Origin of the sequence: Enterococcus sp. HMSC078F03, assembly GCF_001811595.1 — a bacterium.
Classification (GTDB): Bacteria; Bacillota; Bacilli; order Lactobacillales; family Enterococcaceae; genus Enterococcus; species Enterococcus faecalis.
On record NZ_KV805588.1, the window covers coordinates 182,852 to 200,580 of the forward strand.

Genomic DNA, 17,729 nt, shown 5'->3' on the forward strand with positions numbered 1-17,729 from the left:
TCTTCTTGAAAACAAACAAACTCAGGAAGTGAATTTCGCTTGGTGACTGTGTAAATCAGCTTCCAGTCTCTGGCTGACTCTCCCTAAAACACGTCAATTCAAACTACTTGTTTCCATCACTGTTTTTTTAGTTATTTAATTACGTTTAGTTTACAAGAAGTTTTGCTTGCGGTCAACTGCATTCTTCGTCTTTTACCCATTTTTCTGCCCAATGTTGAATTTGTTCCATTGCTAATTGCAAGTCTTCGCCTTTTTCGGTTAGGAAATATTCTAAGCGATTTCCTTCACCGCAACGAACAGCTTTGGTGATAATTCCTTCAGCTTCTAGTTCCTTCAATCGCTCTACTAAGACACGATCACTTAACATTGGAATTTTTTCTTTTAATTCGCCAAAACGTTGAGGACCTCGTTCTAATAAAACATCAATAATTAAACCATTCCATTTTTTACCAAGTATTGAAAATGATTTTTCAAATTTGGGACAAAGTACAAACGATTCTGTTTTTACTTTTTCCATCTTCCTCACCTCTTCAATGAGTATAGCACATTCCTTACAAAATGTAAGTGTTTCTGCTTCTAATTTTTTCTACTTTATAAAATCTACAACATTTCCTGTCTGCATGTCAATAATTACTCCTCCATTTAATAAAATTAAATAGACGTACGACACCTCTTTATGCGTTGCCTCTTGTAGCGCTCTACGATAAAGATTCATCTGTCCGCGATACCGTTCGACAATTTCAGAAATCGCTTGGGGAGAGGTGCCTTTTATATGATCGGTTTTATAGTCATACAAAATGCATTGATTGTCTAATTCGATATAACCATCAATAATCCCATGAATTAATAAATCATCTTGTGTCGTTTCTGGATAATTTTGAATAAGCTCTTCTGCTTCAATCAGCATAGAAAAAGGTTGTTCCCTTCTAACGGTTTGATGGTGTTGAATCAATTGTTTTCCTAAGGCGGTGTCAAAGAAGGCCACGATTTGTTCCAGATTCATTTTTTCAGCAATTGCTGGTAAAATCAATTTATTTTCCACTAAACGTTCTTGAACAGCTCGCACTTCTTCATAAGAAGGTTGTGTACTTAAATCAATTAGTTGTAATAAATAATGAGTTGCTGTCCCAATTTCAGCTGCTGAGGGCGCTTGAACCGTATCTAAAAATTTAGGCTTACTTAAATCTCCTTCAATCATTCGATTGACAATCAACGGTTGCGCTTGAATAGTATTGTCTTCCCGAACCTCAATTTTACCAATTTCTTTGTTATCGGGGTCATCAAATACTCGCTTGATTTCAGAAACAGACTGATAACTGGTGGTCCGAGTAGCCACTTCAAACGGATAGTTGAAACTTAACCGTGCAAGGCCACGATTGATTTTGTCAGCAGATAATTGCGCTTTTTCGGCTAAATCCTCTGCTTGTCTTTCTGGCAATTGTAATTGCTGAATGGCTGCTCGTAGTTGTTCTTCGTTGAACCACTGAATATGAAAGTTAGCTGGGTGCTTTTTAACTTGCGGAACGTCACTTACCACTACTTCTTGCTGATATTCAGCGGCTTTTTGATGGCGTACCAATGTCATCCCAACCCAATTCATTAAACTACTTTTACTTTGCAAGCGATTTTCAGCTGGTAGCACCAGTGTTTCTACATCGCCAACTTTCAGCCACTCTTTCCACATCGCCGCTTGGTCTTTATAGGAGCCCACCAGAAAAAGTTTCTGTTCTGCACGTGTCAACGCCACATATAACTTCCGCATTTCTTCGGATAGTAATTTTCTCAATCGTACTTGTTTAATCGCCAAAAATGGTAAAGTATCGTACATAACTCGTTCTTCAGGTTGTAAATAACGAATGCCTACCCCTAAATTTTCTTCAAAGATATAGCGTTCATTCAAATCACTGACATTAAATTCTTTGGTCATATCTAAAACGAATACCACCGGAAATTCTAACCCTTTACTAGCGTGAATCGTCATGACGCGTACGGCATTCTCTTCACTTAAAACGACTGGTTCCGCTAAATCTTTGTCTTTTTCTTGCATTTTTTCGATGAAGCGAACAAATTGAAATAATCCGCGGAAGGTTGTTTTTTCATACGCCGCGGCCCGATCCACCAACGCATATAAATTGGCTTGGCGTTGTTTGCCAACAGGCAACCCGCCAACATAATCAAGGTAGGCCGTTTCCCGATAAATCGTCCACAGCAAGGTGCTAATCTGGTTGCGTCGAGCCTGTTCCCGCCATTTTTCTAATGATTCAGCAAAACGTATAGTTTTTTCCTGAACAACTGCTTCCTCCATGGTTGGTTCCATCTTTTGATTAAACGTTAAAAATGCTTCGTAGTAACTGGTTTCCTTATTAGCCAAACGAATAAGCACTAATTCGTTTTCTTTTAATCCAACAATTGGTGAACGTAACACAGCTGCCAAAGGAATGTCTTGATAGGGATTATCAATCAATTGAAGCAAGGCAATCATTGTACGAATTTCCGTTGCTTGGAAATAATTTTGAGCATCATTGACTTGAACTGGAATTTCTAATGATTTAAAAACATCTAAAATAGTTAAATTATTTTTCTTCGTAGGCGTTAATAAGACAATATCTTGATAAGTAATCGGTCGATCCGTTTTCAGCTTTTTATCATAAATTAAGAAATTTTGGTCAATTAATTCACGAATTTTCAAAGCAGTAACGTAAAGTTCCCCTTCTGTCTTATCTTCAATCAACAACTCAGGGGATTGTAATTCTGGAATTTCAACTGACTCTGTTGCTTTTTTTTCATAAATTAGCAATTCAGTTGAATAATCAGCCGCCTCCGAAAATTGATCAAAGCCATGAACCAAAGCGGCTGACTCATCGTAAGCAATTTGGCCCACTCGCTCATCCATTAATTGACTAAATACTAAATTCGTAAAGTCTAAAACGTCTTTGCGGGAACGAAAATTTTCAGCTAGAATAATTCGTTTACCCTCTTTGCCTTGCCCATACTGATTGTATTTTTCAATAAACAATGTAGGATCTGCCAAGCGGAAAGAATAAATAGACTGTTTCACATCTCCTACCATAAAAAGGTTTCCTTCTGTGCTAAGCGGACGGCGCAACCAATACAAAATAGATTCTTGTAATTGATTGATATCTTGGTATTCATCGACTAACACTTCATCAAATTTTTCGCGATAGTAAAGAGAGGCTTCTGATGCTTGCCAGCCATCTGCCTGATTTTTCGCTAAAATAGCTAACGTATAATGTTCTAAATCGTTAAAATCCACTAAATTTTTAAGCCGTTTTTCTGCGCCATAGGCCTCCATAAATTGTTTCCCCACGTGAGCCATTTCTTGAACAATGGGCGTGGCCTCTTTCAAGACTTGTTTCATGGCATCTGGAGAAAGTGTAAACAGTTGCTTTTTCAAATCATTTAACGCTTTTTTATTTTGTTCTCGTAACTGTTTGGCTTGTTCCGCGGTTGGTTTCAACTCTTCGGCACGAACCGTTGGGTAGCGGTCAAAGCTCAACAATTCAGTCAAATTATAGGCGCTTTCTAAATCATTTCTCTCTAAAAATTGTAAAAATTGTTTTGTTTGTTCCTTTTCATTTTGAGCTAAATACCAAATCTTTTGAAGTTTCTCTTCGCCCTCTGTTAAGGTCACCATTTCTTCGTAACGCTGAAGAGTTCGTTGTAACGTCTCAACGGCTAGCGGTTTTAAATACGTCTGAAATAACGTTGATTCGCCTAGCTGATTCCCTACTTCGTAGGCTTGTGTTAAGCCATTAATCCACGCCTCTGGATCAGGATTGGCTTTGGCAAATTCATAAAAAGAAAAAATTAAGTTAGTGAGTCCATCATCACTACGGTCATTGGAAAAATTCGCTGTTAATTGGTAAAACGCTTCTTGATTTTCCGCATAAAATTGTTCACGTAATGCATCCCAAACATCTTCTTTTAATAACAATGTTTCTGTTTCATCTGTTAACATCCGAAAAACTGGATCTATGTCAATTAAATAATAAAAACGACGAATAACAGTTAAACAAAAGGCATGTAACGTGCTGATATTGGCTGTTGGCAAAAGAGCAATTTGACGAGAAAAATGCCGTCTTCTTTCTGGATCTTGTTCTTCATTCATTGCCTTTTGTAAAGCCACTTGGATACGTTCTTTCATCTCACGGGCGGCGGCTTCAGTGTACGTCACAATCAAGAGACGATCGATATCGACGCCGCTTTTGACTTTTTCAATGACACGGCGGACTAAAACGGTGGTTTTTCCTGAGCCAGCCGAAGCAGAAACTAAGATATTTTCATCGCCATCAAACACCGCTTGCCATTGACTGTCGGTGAATTGCTCATTGGCTGGACGTAGTGGAATTGTTTTACTCATCTTCGGTTGCTCCTTCCTCATCTTTGTTTAACAAGCGCGCCATAATTTCCTCTTTGGATAAATTCTCAATACGATGATAATTATTTTCTTTTAACATCACATCAAAATCACAGACACTTCGAAACGGACAATAGCGACAAGCAATCCGTTCCTTGCCTTGATAAGCGGGGTTAAGTTGAACTTCGCCGCCAATAATTTGATTCCCCGCTTCAATAAATTTATTTCGGTTATGGGAAAGCAACGCGCCTAATTCTGGTTCTGTCACAAATTTATCTTCTTGGCGACGACCAGGTTTAATTTGTTCTTTGGCGGATTCTTCAATTGGAAACAGCAACGAACTTTGTTTGGCTTGCAGACTCGTATCTAAATGATCCAATAAATCTGGGTCTTTCATCAAAAGGCCGTCGAACTGATATTTTTTAAGCATTTGTTGTTCAATGTCGTCTTTGCCTTCATAAGATAACGTAGGATTGTGTACATGCAGATAAAGTGAGCCAGCAGGTTTAGCTTCTTGACCAACTAATTGCACAGCATCCATTAAAGCCACATCCAAGTACGTCAGCATTTGCATGGCTAAGCCGTAATACGCTTCTGTCATATTAAATTTACGGTGACTCGATTTATAATCAATCACACCTAAATAGGTTGATTCGGGTGTAACCAATTGATCAATCCGGTCGATTTTTCCCCGAACATGAATCTTCCCTTGATTTTTTAATGGTAATTCCAAACCAGAAATTCCTTTTTTAGCGGCAATTTGGCCAAATAACACTTCCGTTTGAACAGTCGTCATGCCACTTCGTTGGCTTTGGCGTTTCAGCGCCCAACTGACTTTTTTAATTGTTTGACTCAATTGATAGCGAATATAGTTCATGCGACTAGAGGTCGTTAATACAGAAAAACGCGCATCCCCTAAGATGCTATTTAGTACTTCCTCCGCCAATAAATTGACTTCCTGATCGGTTAGCTCAGATAAGTTCCGTTGATTCATAATCAATAATTTAAAGAACTGATCCAATGCTTCATGGAAAAATTCCCCTGTAGCTGCTGGCGAAAGCCCAAAGACATCTCTTTCTTTCAACCGTAAGCCATAGCGAGAAAAGTATTGATATTGACATCGATAAAAACTCTCCATCCGAGAAACGGATGTATAAATATCTTTACCATATAAAGGTTCTGCTAAGACCTCATCAATCTTTTCAGGAATATTTTGATGCGTTAAACTTTCGAAAACTTGCTTGGCTAGCGGCGCAATTGATTGGTTCATTAGCGCTTTTTCCATATTTAACCAGAAAGGCAACAATCCTTCTTGTGTTTCTTTCCGTTGTCTTTTCAAACGCGTTAATTCACCAATTAACGTCCGATACGTACTAATATGGGCTAAACTGGTCGTTTCATCATCGAAAATGGTTGTTTCATTTTTTTCAAAAACGGGCAAGTTTAAATCTTTTTGAATATTTTTAAAATAAGGAGACGGTTTGACTTCTTGAGCGGTGTCTTTAACACTTGGATAGGTTAAATATAACCGTTCTCGCGCTGAAGAAAAGACGAGATACGCAACATAAGGTTCTTGCGCAATTTTGCGTCCGGTTGTCCCACGTAAATATTGGTTTTCCGTTAAAGTATCATTGATTGTCTGCCGTTCTTCATCAGACAATAATGTTTTATTTTCAATCTTTTGTGGAAAAATTTCTTCCGTCATCCCAATAGCAAAAGTAACCTTGGCAGCGCCAGGTCGCGTTAAATCCATTGCGCGAACTTGTACTTGGTCAATCGCTGTCGGCACTTTACTATAGTGCAAACCTTCCAAGCCACTAACAAATATTTCTTGAAACGTTGTAAAATCAAACGAACTTTCTCCGTAAACAGTGACGTATTCATCTAGTAACGACATCAATGCATCCCAAGTCTGTTCATGGTTACGAGCTGTTTCTAATTGACCGGCTTCGATAGCTTGTAAGCGCCACATTTTTAATTGTGTTGCCACACCACTTTGCAGTAAAAAGTGATAGAAGACGGTCGCTGCTTCCAAACCAGTTTTGGCACTTATCATTGCTTGAAAGTAACTAGGTAACAGCCGTTGAAGCGATTGACGAATCGCATTTGACTCTTCTTCCATCGTAGCGACATCTTCTTGCTCTTCCGCTTCAAAATCATACCGAATAAATTCCCAATCTTTTTCTTGCGACCAATAATAACCTTCATAGCCGTATGCCAGGACCACATTTTCGGTAATATCAACTTTTCTACGCCAAGCATTCCGTTGGTTTAACCAATCAGTCAAGCTTTCTTCAGAAGTAGCGAGTTGATTCATTGGCATAAATAATTCCGTTCTCAAAAAACGGAGCACATCGCGATAACGATAATTGTACGAATGAATAGCAAATAAAGATTCAATCCATTCGACTAAAGGGTGCCGATCCATAGCCATATCTCGGTCGACATAAACAGGAATCTCGTGTTCCGCAAAAATCGGTTCTAATAAATTTTCATAACAATCTAAATCACGAGTCAACACCTGAATTTCTTTGTACCGATACCCTTCTTCCACTACTAAACGGCGAATTTCGGTTGCAACATGTGTTAATTCTTCTTTAACGTTTTCTGCACGCCACAGAAATAAGCCATCGCCCCTCCAGTCAGATGTGCTTAATGGAGGCAGGTGTTCTTGTGATTGAATCCAATAATCGTTTAATCCTTGCAAGTCTGGATTTGTAATTAATACCTCTTTCTTTTCCACATAATCTGAAAGAATCGGGATTTGCTTCTGCCTTGCCAGTTGATAAAGCTGATGATAGGTTTGTCCCGCTTCATAAAATAACGACCGCGGATCAGGTAAGTCATGCGGATATTGTTTGTCCAATAAAAGGCCTACTTTCACAGAACCTGCTTGCGCCATTAGTACTTCAATCAACTTTAATTCTCTGGCAGTAAACTGCTGATAGCCTGAAATAACGAATTGAACATTCGACAAATCAACCGTTTGTAAATACTCGCTTAAATGTTGAATAATCTCCGCTGATTCATAGCCATACTGACTCATTTGCAATTGGAATCGCGTAAAAATTAACGTTAAATCTTGAAACTTAAGTTGTAAATCTTGTCCTTTAGGGTTCTCCGTTTGTTTTTCTAAAAATGGATAAAGCTCCGCAATTTCAATATTGCCTTCGCGCATTTCTTGATAAAGCTGAAATAGTTGCTGAATAAAGCCAGGCTTGTTAATTTCACCTCTAAAAATTTGTAACTCTTCTTCTGCTTCTACTAAAATTTTGCGAAAAATCATCGCAGCACCTGCGTCAGATAAAACATCTGCCGAGTAAAAAGGTGTATGTTGTAAATAGTACCAAGCCAAACGATAAAAACTAAAAACCTGCAGACGGGTACTGGTTATTGAATCAGACGTAGTTGTCTGTAATTGACGTAACTTTTGCAAGACTTGAATTTCTTGCTCAAACTTAATATGGTTCGGGACTAAATAGAATACTTCATGCTGTGCGTCTTCCTCTAGCCATTGTTTTGTCGCCTGTATAAGTGGCGCTTCTAAATCTGCCACAGCGGTTCCTCTAATAAACTGCACACTCATGGTTTCACATCCTTTTCCTTTGCACTGCCTTTATTTTACCACAAAAGAAGGACGGAAACATGTGTTTGTTTTTACACATTTCCGTCCTTCTCTTTTACTCATTGTCTCTTTTATTGTTTTGACACTTCTGGTATTGGACCAAACCGTGAGAATGGCCACATCACAAATTTCACTTCACCCAAAATATCTTTTTTATGAATAAAACCAATGACACGACCGTCTTTTGAATTCCGTCGATTATCACCTAAAACAAAGTAGCTATCTGCTGGTACTTTTTCTTTTAATGAAAAATCGCCTGTCAAAGGTTGACCATCTGTTAAGGCTTTTTTAAATTCATCTAAATAGGGTTCGTCAACTTCTTTTCCATTGATGTACAACGTATCATCCTTGTACGCAATTGTATCTCCAGGTAAACCAATCACACGTTTAATATAATTTTTATCTGGTTCATCTGGCGCTGGGAAAGTAATAATATCGAAACGATTAATTTCTGTGTTTTTTAATGTAATTACCCGTTCACCATCTGCTAACGTTGGATCCATTGAATGACCTCTCACTACGACAGGCGTAAATACAAATTGTCTCAGTAAAAATAGACCCAAAGCTAAACAGGCAAAAAAGACTACTGTTTTAATTAATTCTTTTGATTTCAAACTCATTCCTCCAAAAACCTTATTATACTTATGTCTCATATTCTACCACAAAGTAAATCAATCCTATAGTGCTTAACACTCAATTAATTTTTATGTACGTTTTTTTACAAAATGATCAGAAAAAAAACGTATTTCTTTCAAATTTGATTCTTACTTTTTTGATTCTGCTCATAAAAAAAGCATAATCAATTCTAAAAAGGGCTGAATTGATTATGCTTCTAGCATTTTAGCGATCCATCACAACCACGTAACAAACTTCTAAAGGACCATGCAACCCGACAACCAGTTGCATTTCAATATCTCCTGAATTAGAAGGCCCTGAAATAAAGTGAATCGCTGAGCCGATTTTTTCGCCTTTTTCTATTTTTTCTGTATAAAAAGCTGCTGGCTGAGTCGAACGTGGAACGAGTTTGCTAAACGGTATAATTGAAATGTAATGCTTCGGTAAAAAGTGTAAAGCTCTGCCTTGCCCCGCATTGGACTCCACCACAATCGTTCCTGATTCAGCTAGTAAAAACTCAGCAAAGGCAATCGCGATATTTGCCTGAGCAGCTGTTTGAATATTCGCTTCTCGTTGCTCACTTCCAGGTTGCCATTGCTTAACAGAAACAGCCTCTAATGACTTAGCTAAATCAGCTAATCCATAAGCTTCAAAACGTGCATCTGTTGGCAATAAAAGATTGCCTCCACCGAACTCAGCAACAATTTGCTGAATCGTCGTCAGTAAATTTTCTTGTGTAGTTTCCACTAAGTTCGTGTGAATCGTTTCCACACGTTCTTTCACAATCGTTAATAGCTCTGCTGGTGTTTTATCTGCCAACTGTTCTTCTGGTAAATGATTAACTGGCTCAAATGGATGAGCCGAAACAGGCTGTTTTTCTACGCCTAATTTTTCTCGTAGATTTTGTAAAAAAGGTTCTCGATTTTGAATCGCTTCATTAGTCATTTTTTTCACCTTCTTGATGTTTTTTGAACCAACTTCTGAAGTTTTCTGAAGATTTTGGTGGTCTTGGCAAATCACGAACATCGGTCCAACCTTTTACTAACCCTGGTCCTTTATCAAGGTAGCCCCCATGATTGTACATGTTTTCAACAGTAATTTCTTTTTGTTTACTTAAAATGCCCGCTGCAGCATGATCGACTTTCATGGCTGCTTTAAACATTGCTGGTGAACCAGTGGCTTTGCCTACCATACGCATTTGGAAATCTTCAAATCCATGTTTCATTTTCAGATCATCGGTCATCACTTTACGATGTTCAATTAATAATTCGTGCAATGGAATTTTCACAGGACACGTTTCCGTACATGCTCCACAAAGACTAGACGCATAAGGCAATTCCCCAAACTGTTTATATCCACCTAAAATTGGAGAAAGCACAGCACCAATTGGTCCTGGATAAATAGAGCCATAACCGTGTCCTCCAATATGGCGATAGACCGGACAAACGTTCAGACAAGACCCACAACGAATACACTGTAAGACTGGCTGAAAGGCTGTTCCTAACGCTTTTGAACGCCCGTTATCCAAAATGACCACGTGAAATTCTTCTGGACCATCGGATTCATCCGCATTTTTTTGCCCGGCAAACGTCACATACGTTGTTAAATTTTGACCAACGGCACTTCTGGCTAAAAGGTTATCTAAAACCTCTGCTTCACGCATTGTTGGTACGATTCTTTCCATCCCCATTAACACGATTTGTGTCTTAGGAATACTGATGGTCAAATCAGCATTTCCTTCATTTGTATTTAAGTTAATTAAGCCGCTATCCGCAATAGCGAAATTACAACCTGTAATGCCAATCTCCGCTTCCAAAAAGAATTTGCGCATCACTTCTCGTGCACAGCGTGCCAAATTTACCGGGTCATTATCTCCTTGATACCCTAATTTTTTCGCAAAAACCTGACGAATCTGTTCGCGATTTTTATGAATACTTGGGAAAACAATATGTGACGGCTCATCCCAGTCATCCATTTGTAAAATGAATTCCGCCAAATCTGTTTCCATCACACTAACATCGTCTAATCCCAATAACATTGGATCTATATCGACTTCGGTCGTCACCATTGATTTAGATTTCACAATTTTTTTCGCCTTTTTTTCTAGAACCACTTGTTTCACATATTCATTGGCCTCATCGGCGGTTTGAGCAAAAAAGACTTTGCCACCTCGTTTGGCGACGTTATCACTGAACTCTTCTAAATAGTCAGGCAGATACTGAATTGTATGTTGGCGAATTTGTTCTCCCAGTTCACGCCATTGTGGCCAATTGCCTAAAACTTCCCGCGCACCTTCTCGTTTCTCCCATTGGGCATCTTGTGCTTTGGCGACAGCCTTTTGCATAAACACATCTTTTTTACTTTCTTCAATTCGTTCACTTAACGGCTTATTGCTCGTTGATAATCCCACAGTTCTTCCCCCTTACCCTACCGATATGATTTGTGGTTGGTCCATGCGTGCTTCATCCACTTCGTGATTAAGGACTTCTGCAATGTGCATAATCTTAATCTTTTTCCCATCACGATTGAATTTACCCCCGATATTCATCAGGCAACCCATATCCGCACTAATTAAAATTTCTGCGCCCGTATCAATCACATCGTTCATTTTTTCCGTCACCATTTGTTCAGAAATAGCTGGTATTTTCACTGAAAACGTTCCGCCAAATCCGCAACAATTTTCAAGATGTCCTAAAGGAATCATTTCTAATCCTTTCACATGATCCAACAAAACAAAGGGTGATTCTCGTTCATTTAAAATTCGCGTCATATGACAAGAACGATGATAAGTGGCTTTCCCATATAACGTTGCGCCAACATCTTTGACCCCTAAGACACGATAAAGAAACTGACTAAACTCGTAAGTTCGCTCAGCTAAACGTTGTGCTTTTGGCCCATAAATAGGATCATCTGCTAAAAATTTGTGGTATTCTTTCATCATGCCGACACAAGACCCCGCAGGTCCCACCACATAATCGGCACCGTCAAAACTATCAATTTGATTCTTAAGCGTTGTCGTGCTCTCTGTCACATAACCACTATTGTACGTTGGCTGACCACAACACGTTTGGCTTGTTGGTAAAACTGTTTCACAGCCATACCGTTCCAAAACCTCTACCATTGCTTGCCCTACATTTGGAAAAAGTAAATCCACCACGCATGTCGAAAATATACTCACTTTCACGCAAAATAACCTCCTCGTTTTCTACGAAAAGGCTCCATGAAATTAATTGGGCGGCTGTCATTAAAAGTCACTTGGCTGTCGTCTCTAACTACTTCACAGTGCCTTTTCAACAAATACGTTATTTGTAACAAAAATCGTTTTTTAAAATGATTCTTATACAATAATTATTTTACCAGTATCTGGTTTTAACAGCAAACGATTCCAGAAATTTTGTGCATTTTCACACAAAAAAGGAGGCTTTTTTATAAAAGTTTCTTTTAACCCCTTTGAAATTCGTTTTTTCTGAAGAAAAGAGTGACGAAATTTTGAAATTTTGGTAAACTAAGAAAAAACGAGAAACGAGGGCCATGCATGTTCATTTCATTTAACATGTTTATTCTATTAATTGTTGCAACGATCCTAATGATTTTTCTGATTATCTATTTGACAGTCACTGGAAATGATAAAAATAATAAAAAGAAACAAAAGAAAGAAGTAAAAAGAACTACGCCAACTTTAAACAAAAAAACAGCTGTTCCCCCATCTCAGAAGCCAAATGTTGTGACTGATGTTGCAAAAAAGAGCGAGCCGGAAAAGCAAGCCGTACAACGAACACAGCAACCAACCACTAGAGAAGACGAGACTTCTCAATTTACACGAAGCCAACGTCATAAATGAAAATGGGACATAAGTCGAGATGACTTATGTCCCATTTTCTAATTCTTAAGATAATCAGCTGAACAAAAAATCCGCTAGTTATTTCACTTTTTCTTTTAATTAATGATAGTTTATTCTTCTTTTCAGGTGTATACTAAATGATTGAAAAGAGACTTTAACTAATTAGGAAGAGGTGATTTTTTGTCTGCAAAGCGGTTTATTCAATTATTCATTTGTTATACTATTTCAATGATTGTCGCAATACTTTTAACGGACTTATTTAATTTCTCGAGTCCTATAGCTTATTTAGTAGTGGCTAGTATCATCGGCTATGTAGTCATTACTGTTCCATTAACAATTATGACTCTATTAAAAAATAAAAATTAATAAAAAAATTGAGCGATTTTAATCACTTAAATTGCTCGATTTTTTTATTTTCATAATATTTTTCACTTATTTTTTCATTTTCATTGACAGAATAGTTGTAATTATCAGAAAATTGTATATAATAAAGAAAGTTATTTTCATATTATTTTTTTCAATTAAAGGAGAATCCTATGAGTGAAACACAACAAACAACCTTAAAAAAACAATTAAGCTCGCGCCACATTACGATGTTAGCCTTAGGGGGAGCGATTGGCGCAGGTCTTTTTAAAGGAAGTGGCGAAGCAATTGGTATTGCTGGTCCTTCTGTTTTAATCGCCTTTCTAATTGGCGGTGCTGTTCTCTTCATCGTCATGAGTGGTTTAGGAAAACTCGTTTTAGATGGCGGAGACACACATCATGGTTTGTCTGGCTTAGTTCGACCATTTTTAGGTGCACATTCTGCTGATTTTATTGATTGGGTTTATTATTCCATGTGGACAATTAATATTATCGCAGAAGCGGTTGCCGCAGCTTCCTTTTTACAACTTTGGTTTCCTAATATTCCTGCTTGGTTTTTTGTTTTTATTTTAGCTATTTTAACGACGCTCATTAATCTTTACTCGGTTCGTTTATTTGCAGAAACAGAATATTGGTTGGCGTTTGCTAAAATTAGTGTCATCATTTTGTTAATTATTTTTGGTGTTTATCTGGTGGGACAACAAATGCTAGGCAGTGGTGTCTTCCCTACTTTACAAAGCATCACCGATCATGGTGGCTTCGCCCCACATGGCATGAAAGGTATTGTTAATTCTTTATTAGTAGTTATTTATTCTTATGGCGGTTCAGAATTAATCGCGATTACTGTCAGTGAAGCAGATGATCCTAAAAAAGCCATTCCTAAAGCGATTCGTGGTGTGATGGGACGGATTATTTCCTTCTATATCATTCCATTATTCTTACTTTTGATTATTTTCCCTTGGAATACATTAGCAGGCACAACGGTGAGTCCATTTGTTATGGTTTTTGAAAAAATGAATATTCCTTTTGCTGCTGACATCGTAAATTTTGTGATTATTTTAGCCTTGTTTTCTTCTATTAATTCTGGGGTATACGCCTCTTCTCGCCTTTTATATTTTCGCTTAAAAGATAAAAAAGGACCTATGAGTAAACTTGCGGTTTTAAACAAGCACCAAGTACCTCAACGTTCAGTTTTCTTCTGCGCTAGTGTTTTATATCTGGGCGTTATTCTTTCTTATTTTGTTGGCGATGAATTATTTGGTTACTTAGCCGGTTCTCTCTCTTACACTGTCTTGCTAATTTGGATTTTAATTAGCGCTGCGGCGTTTGTTCTGTCTTTAAAACGAGGGTCTCTCTTTGAAAAAAGTATTAATCTCCTTGCTTTAATCATTTTAGGCCTCATCTTTATTGGCATCTTATTTACGAATTCGTTAGGCGTCACTCTTTTAACAGGCCTATTGTACTTTGTTATTTTCTTTAGTTATCGTAAGAAAAATGATTCCTTTCTACTCTCTGATGAAAGCTAAATAGACAAAAAAAACGAACAGTTTTGTAAGACAACTGTTCGTTTTTTCGATGTTCCATCTCCTTCTTCTTTTGCTATGCTATTTTTGTAAATTGTTAGGAGGAGAAAAAATGAAAAAAATCGGCGCTATTTTATTTATTGGCTTATTCATTGTTGGTGGTTATACAGGCTATCGTTATTATGCAGATACATATAAGGGTGAAAAAGCCTATGCACAAGTTCCTCTAGAAATTCCTGAACGAAAACAAACAGTAGATGACAATCAAAAAAGCATAGATGGCCAATATTCTTTACACTATCGACTAACTTTTGTTAAAAGTAATGGAAAAACACAAGTCATGGATTACGAACGGACAGACAAAAATCCTCAACCTTTGGAACCAAATGCTTACATAGAAGCAACCATTAGTAAAAAAAGAATCATCCAATCTCCTGTCAAAATTGATAAAAAAGAGATTCCAGAAAAAGCTTTCGCACAATTAAATAACCGAAAAACAACCAGCGATAATTAGTAATCGCTGATTGTTTTTTTACATGGAATAACAATTAATTCATAAATAATGGTACGCTGATTTTGCTTAATTTCATGAGAACCAAAAATTTCTTGTACGCGTTGTTCTAAAATTGGAACTGACCATTGTTCTTCAAAATAGCTGCGGAAAAAGTCTTTTGAAATAGCTTCTGATGCTTCAAAGAAAAATTTTTTTGTGAAAAAAGGTCGCTGTTCTTTTTTTAGAAATGCTTTGTATTGTGCCATCCAATTTAACTGCGGGTTGCTCTCTTGCTCAAAAGGAGAAAACAACGAATCTTGCTCTTCCACTAGCCGAAATATAAGACACCATTCCTCACTTAATTGGCACAATGCATTAACTTTTTCCGGCGTATCCAAAGCAGGATTCATGGCTGAAAAAACGACTTGAAATTTTTTCCCAGTCTCAATCAGTCTTTCTTGGCTTTGGTGAAGAAAAACAACGTTGCTTTGTGCTTTTGCTTCCGCAATCTCCAACATTCTCTGAGAAATATCGGCTAGCGTGTACTCCGTGACTTGCTCTTGAAAAAAAGGTAAGTATCGTCTTGTCCCACCTGCGATATCCAAAAATGTCTGACATGGAAAAATGCCTTCTTGGACCAAGAAATCACGTAATTCTCGGGCAATTGGAAATGGCGATTCTTGTTGAATTTCTTCATATTCTTCTGCAAATTCATCCCAAAATTCCGCTAATTCTTGCTCATTATTATTCATCAACAGTTGCCCCTTTCTCTCAATTCTTATAAAAAGTGTAGCAAAAGATGTGCCAAACAGCTAACAAGTTCACTCATTTAAATCAATAATTTCATCTACAAATCGCAGGGTTTTAGGTCGATGAGTAACCAAAATAGTCAACTTATTGTGGGTAAATTTTTGTACTTCTTGTAACACTTTTTCTTCGGTCTTTTCGTCCAATGCGGAAGTCGCCTCATCTAAAATAAGAATCTCTGCTTGTGTAAATGCTAAGCGTGTAAAAGCAATCCGTTGTTTCTCGCCACCAGAAAAATTCATTCCTTTTTCACTCACAATAGTATTTAAACCTTCCGGCAACCGTTCATAAAGTTCCCCCAACTGAAAACGATACATGGCTTCAATTACTTGTTCATCAGAAATTTCTTGATTAAATACAATATTTTCTTTCAACGTTCCTTGAAATATTGGCACATCTTGCGATAAATAAAAAACTTTTTCATAATAATCTTCCAAATTGAATTGTGTTAGAGGAAATTGATTCACATAAACTTTCCCCTCTGTCGGCTTCAATAATCCTAAAATCAATTTAATCAGGGTAGATTTGCCTGTCCCACTTTTTCCAATCAAGCCATAGGTTTTATTCATTGAAAATTGTCGATTTTGTTGGGACATAATCGTTTGACTATCTACGCTAAAACACACATCTTTTAATGAAATTGTTTGAATTTCAGGTAACGCTTTGCCTGAAACCGCTAAGTCAGGATCATCTTCTTTTTTATAAAAATCTTCCAAGCGCTGATAGGCTACTTTATCCAAATTATATTGAACAAATAAAACATTAAATATGGCTATCGGCGTATAAATTCGATCAATATACATCACTATCGCTACAAGTCCACCTAAACTTAACGTCACGACGTTAGTAAAACTAAGTACGACAATACTTACTTTGATAAGTGCGACTAACAAGGCAAAAAAGCCAAAGAAAAATTCATGGATCATAGTCATTTTTGTTATATTTTGACTATTTTCCTCTGCCATTAACGCGTAATTTTCAATCTCTTTTTTATATTTTCGATTAATTCTAAAAGTTACTAGTTCGGTCATCCCTCGTATCAAAGTAGCATTCATTGCTTCTTCAGAAATAAGTGTTTTTTCTTTCATTTTTTGTAGCGTTTTCAAAAGTATTTTGGTTAAAATAAATACAATCACATAACCAATTAGAATTGCTGGCAGTAATTTTTTATCAATCAACGCTATAAAAAATAAATTAAATAACGTCTCTGGAATTAGCTCTCGAAATAAGCGTCCATAAAAATTCAAGTGGATATTTCTCCCAGCTGCTGCACCAACTTCTACTTTTTGTAGTAAAGCTCCCGCTCCCAGTTTTAGATATTCTTCATAGGAAATCTTGCTCATTTTTATTAAACTTAATTTCTTCAAATAGAAATAGATGCCATTAGTTAAGTAAGCTTTCGGTTTCTGTTCACAGTAAGACAATAGCGGAATTAAAATAATTGTCGTTCCATACGCTACTAACAACCCTAGTTGGAAACTTTTTTGATAATGATCTAACAACTGTTGAAAAAAATAAATTGCTAAAGCACTACATAATGAAACAATCACACCAATCAAAATGTACCAAGTGAAGCTTTTCTGAAAGTGCGACCATATTTTTTTAGTCATTTACTCCCTCCTTTTCGAGCAGTACATACCTTACTGTAGCATAGTTTTTGATTGGCGCCTATCAGCAATTTATCTCCAGATAATAGAAAAGCCATCCAGCTTTCGCTGGGGGGCTTTTCTATTGTTAATTCTTTCTGATTTGTAGATAACTTACACCTAAAACGGCAAATGTACTTGCCAGTGTTCCTGCTATTAGCATAAACGGTGTTTTTGTTGTGCCTGTTTTGGGAAGTTCTCGTTTCCCGTTTGCTTCATTTAATTTTTGAATTGGTTCACTAAGCAGTTGGGGAGACAACTGTGGGCTTCCTTCATTTTTCAATGTGTTTAATGGAGCGTTTAGTATTTGTGGTTGATTTTTTGATGTAATAGTTTTATTTGTCTCCACAGTTGTTTCTGTGGATGGCTGTTTTTTCTCAGTTGTAGTAATTTCTTTTGTTGGCGAGACATGAACTTCTGGTTGGCTGCTTTCTGCGG

Annotated in this window: 14 protein-coding genes and 1 other annotated feature (1 of these 15 cut by a window edge); of the genes, 4 read left to right on the forward strand and 10 right to left on the reverse strand. The window is 37.2% G+C overall.

Annotated elements, in window-relative coordinates; genetic code table 11:
- Nucleotides 1–129: a binding site (T-box leader), on the reverse strand (it extends 90 nt beyond the left edge of the window).
- Between the two features lie 43 nt (nt 130–172).
- From HMPREF2810_RS11940 to HMPREF2810_RS11970, 7 genes are all read right to left on the reverse strand, one after another.
- A complete protein-coding gene (locus HMPREF2810_RS11940) occupies nt 173–517 on the reverse strand; it encodes a winged helix-turn-helix transcriptional regulator (RefSeq protein WP_002358035.1) in 345 nt (114 codons plus the stop codon).
- 69 nt (nt 518–586) lie between these two features.
- A complete protein-coding gene (gene addA, locus HMPREF2810_RS11945) occupies nt 587–4,381 on the reverse strand; it encodes a helicase-exonuclease AddAB subunit AddA (protein WP_010715099.1) in 3,795 nt (1,264 codons plus the stop codon).
- A complete protein-coding gene (locus HMPREF2810_RS11950; RefSeq protein WP_010715098.1) occupies nt 4,374–7,964 on the reverse strand; it encodes a PD-(D/E)XK nuclease family protein in 3,591 nt (1,196 codons plus the stop codon). Before HMPREF2810_RS11950 ends, addA begins: the two co-directional genes overlap by 8 nt.
- Before the next feature lie 110 nt (nt 7,965–8,074).
- Nucleotides 8,075–8,623 (reverse strand): signal peptidase I, encoded by a 549-nt coding sequence (lepB, locus tag HMPREF2810_RS11955; protein ID WP_002358039.1) that lies wholly within the window; start codon nt 8,621–8,623, stop codon nt 8,075–8,077.
- A gap of 220 nt (nt 8,624–8,843) precedes the next feature.
- Nucleotides 8,844–9,563 (reverse strand): LutC/YkgG family protein, encoded by a 720-nt coding sequence (locus tag HMPREF2810_RS11960; RefSeq protein ID WP_002361597.1) that lies wholly within the window; start codon nt 9,561–9,563, stop codon nt 8,844–8,846.
- The gene (locus tag HMPREF2810_RS11965; RefSeq protein ID WP_002382106.1) at nt 9,556–11,028 is read right to left on the reverse strand and encodes a LutB/LldF family L-lactate oxidation iron-sulfur protein; all 1,473 of its coding nucleotides are present in this window, start codon (nt 11,026–11,028) and stop codon (nt 9,556–9,558) included. The genes HMPREF2810_RS11960 and HMPREF2810_RS11965 overlap by 8 nt, the downstream gene beginning before the upstream one ends.
- Before the next feature lie 12 nt (nt 11,029–11,040).
- The gene (locus HMPREF2810_RS11970) at nt 11,041–11,802 is read right to left on the reverse strand and encodes a (Fe-S)-binding protein (protein WP_010715097.1); all 762 of its coding nucleotides are present in this window, start codon (nt 11,800–11,802) and stop codon (nt 11,041–11,043) included.
- 369 nt (nt 11,803–12,171) lie between these two features.
- Here HMPREF2810_RS11970 and HMPREF2810_RS11980 point away from each other — a divergent pair, with 369 nt between their 5' ends.
- The 4 genes from HMPREF2810_RS11980 to HMPREF2810_RS11995 all read left to right on the forward strand — a co-directional run bounded on the left by HMPREF2810_RS11980 (nt 12,172) and on the right by HMPREF2810_RS11995 (nt 14,859).
- Nucleotides 12,172–12,459, forward strand: coding sequence for a hypothetical protein (locus HMPREF2810_RS11980; protein ID WP_002416112.1), 288 nt, complete (start codon nt 12,172–12,174; stop codon nt 12,457–12,459).
- 180 nt (nt 12,460–12,639) lie between these two features.
- On the forward strand, nt 12,640–12,825 hold the full coding sequence (locus tag HMPREF2810_RS11985; RefSeq protein ID WP_002382102.1) for a hypothetical protein: 186 nt from the start codon (nt 12,640–12,642) through the stop codon (nt 12,823–12,825).
- Between the two features lie 170 nt (nt 12,826–12,995).
- Nucleotides 12,996–14,348, forward strand: a complete 1,353-nt coding sequence (locus HMPREF2810_RS11990; RefSeq protein WP_002382100.1) for an amino acid permease — start codon at nt 12,996–12,998, stop codon at nt 14,346–14,348.
- A 109-nt stretch (nt 14,349–14,457) separates the two neighbouring features.
- Nucleotides 14,458–14,859 (forward strand): YxeA family protein, encoded by a 402-nt coding sequence (locus HMPREF2810_RS11995; RefSeq protein WP_002358048.1) that lies wholly within the window; start codon nt 14,458–14,460, stop codon nt 14,857–14,859.
- Here HMPREF2810_RS11995 and HMPREF2810_RS12000 read toward each other — a convergent pair.
- The 3 genes from HMPREF2810_RS12000 to HMPREF2810_RS12010 all read right to left on the reverse strand — a co-directional run.
- Nucleotides 14,856–15,590 (reverse strand): methyltransferase domain-containing protein, encoded by a 735-nt coding sequence (locus HMPREF2810_RS12000; RefSeq protein WP_048942147.1) that lies wholly within the window; start codon nt 15,588–15,590, stop codon nt 14,856–14,858. The two genes, HMPREF2810_RS11995 and HMPREF2810_RS12000, sit on opposite strands and share 4 nt — an antisense overlap.
- A gap of 69 nt (nt 15,591–15,659) precedes the next feature.
- The gene (locus HMPREF2810_RS12005) at nt 15,660–17,255 is read right to left on the reverse strand and encodes an ATP-binding cassette domain-containing protein (RefSeq protein ID WP_002382097.1); all 1,596 of its coding nucleotides are present in this window, start codon (nt 17,253–17,255) and stop codon (nt 15,660–15,662) included.
- Between the two features lie 124 nt (nt 17,256–17,379).
- Nucleotides 17,380–17,729 (reverse strand): LPXTG cell wall anchor domain-containing protein (locus HMPREF2810_RS12010; protein ID WP_048958473.1); only part of this gene is annotated, 350 nt, incomplete at its 5' end.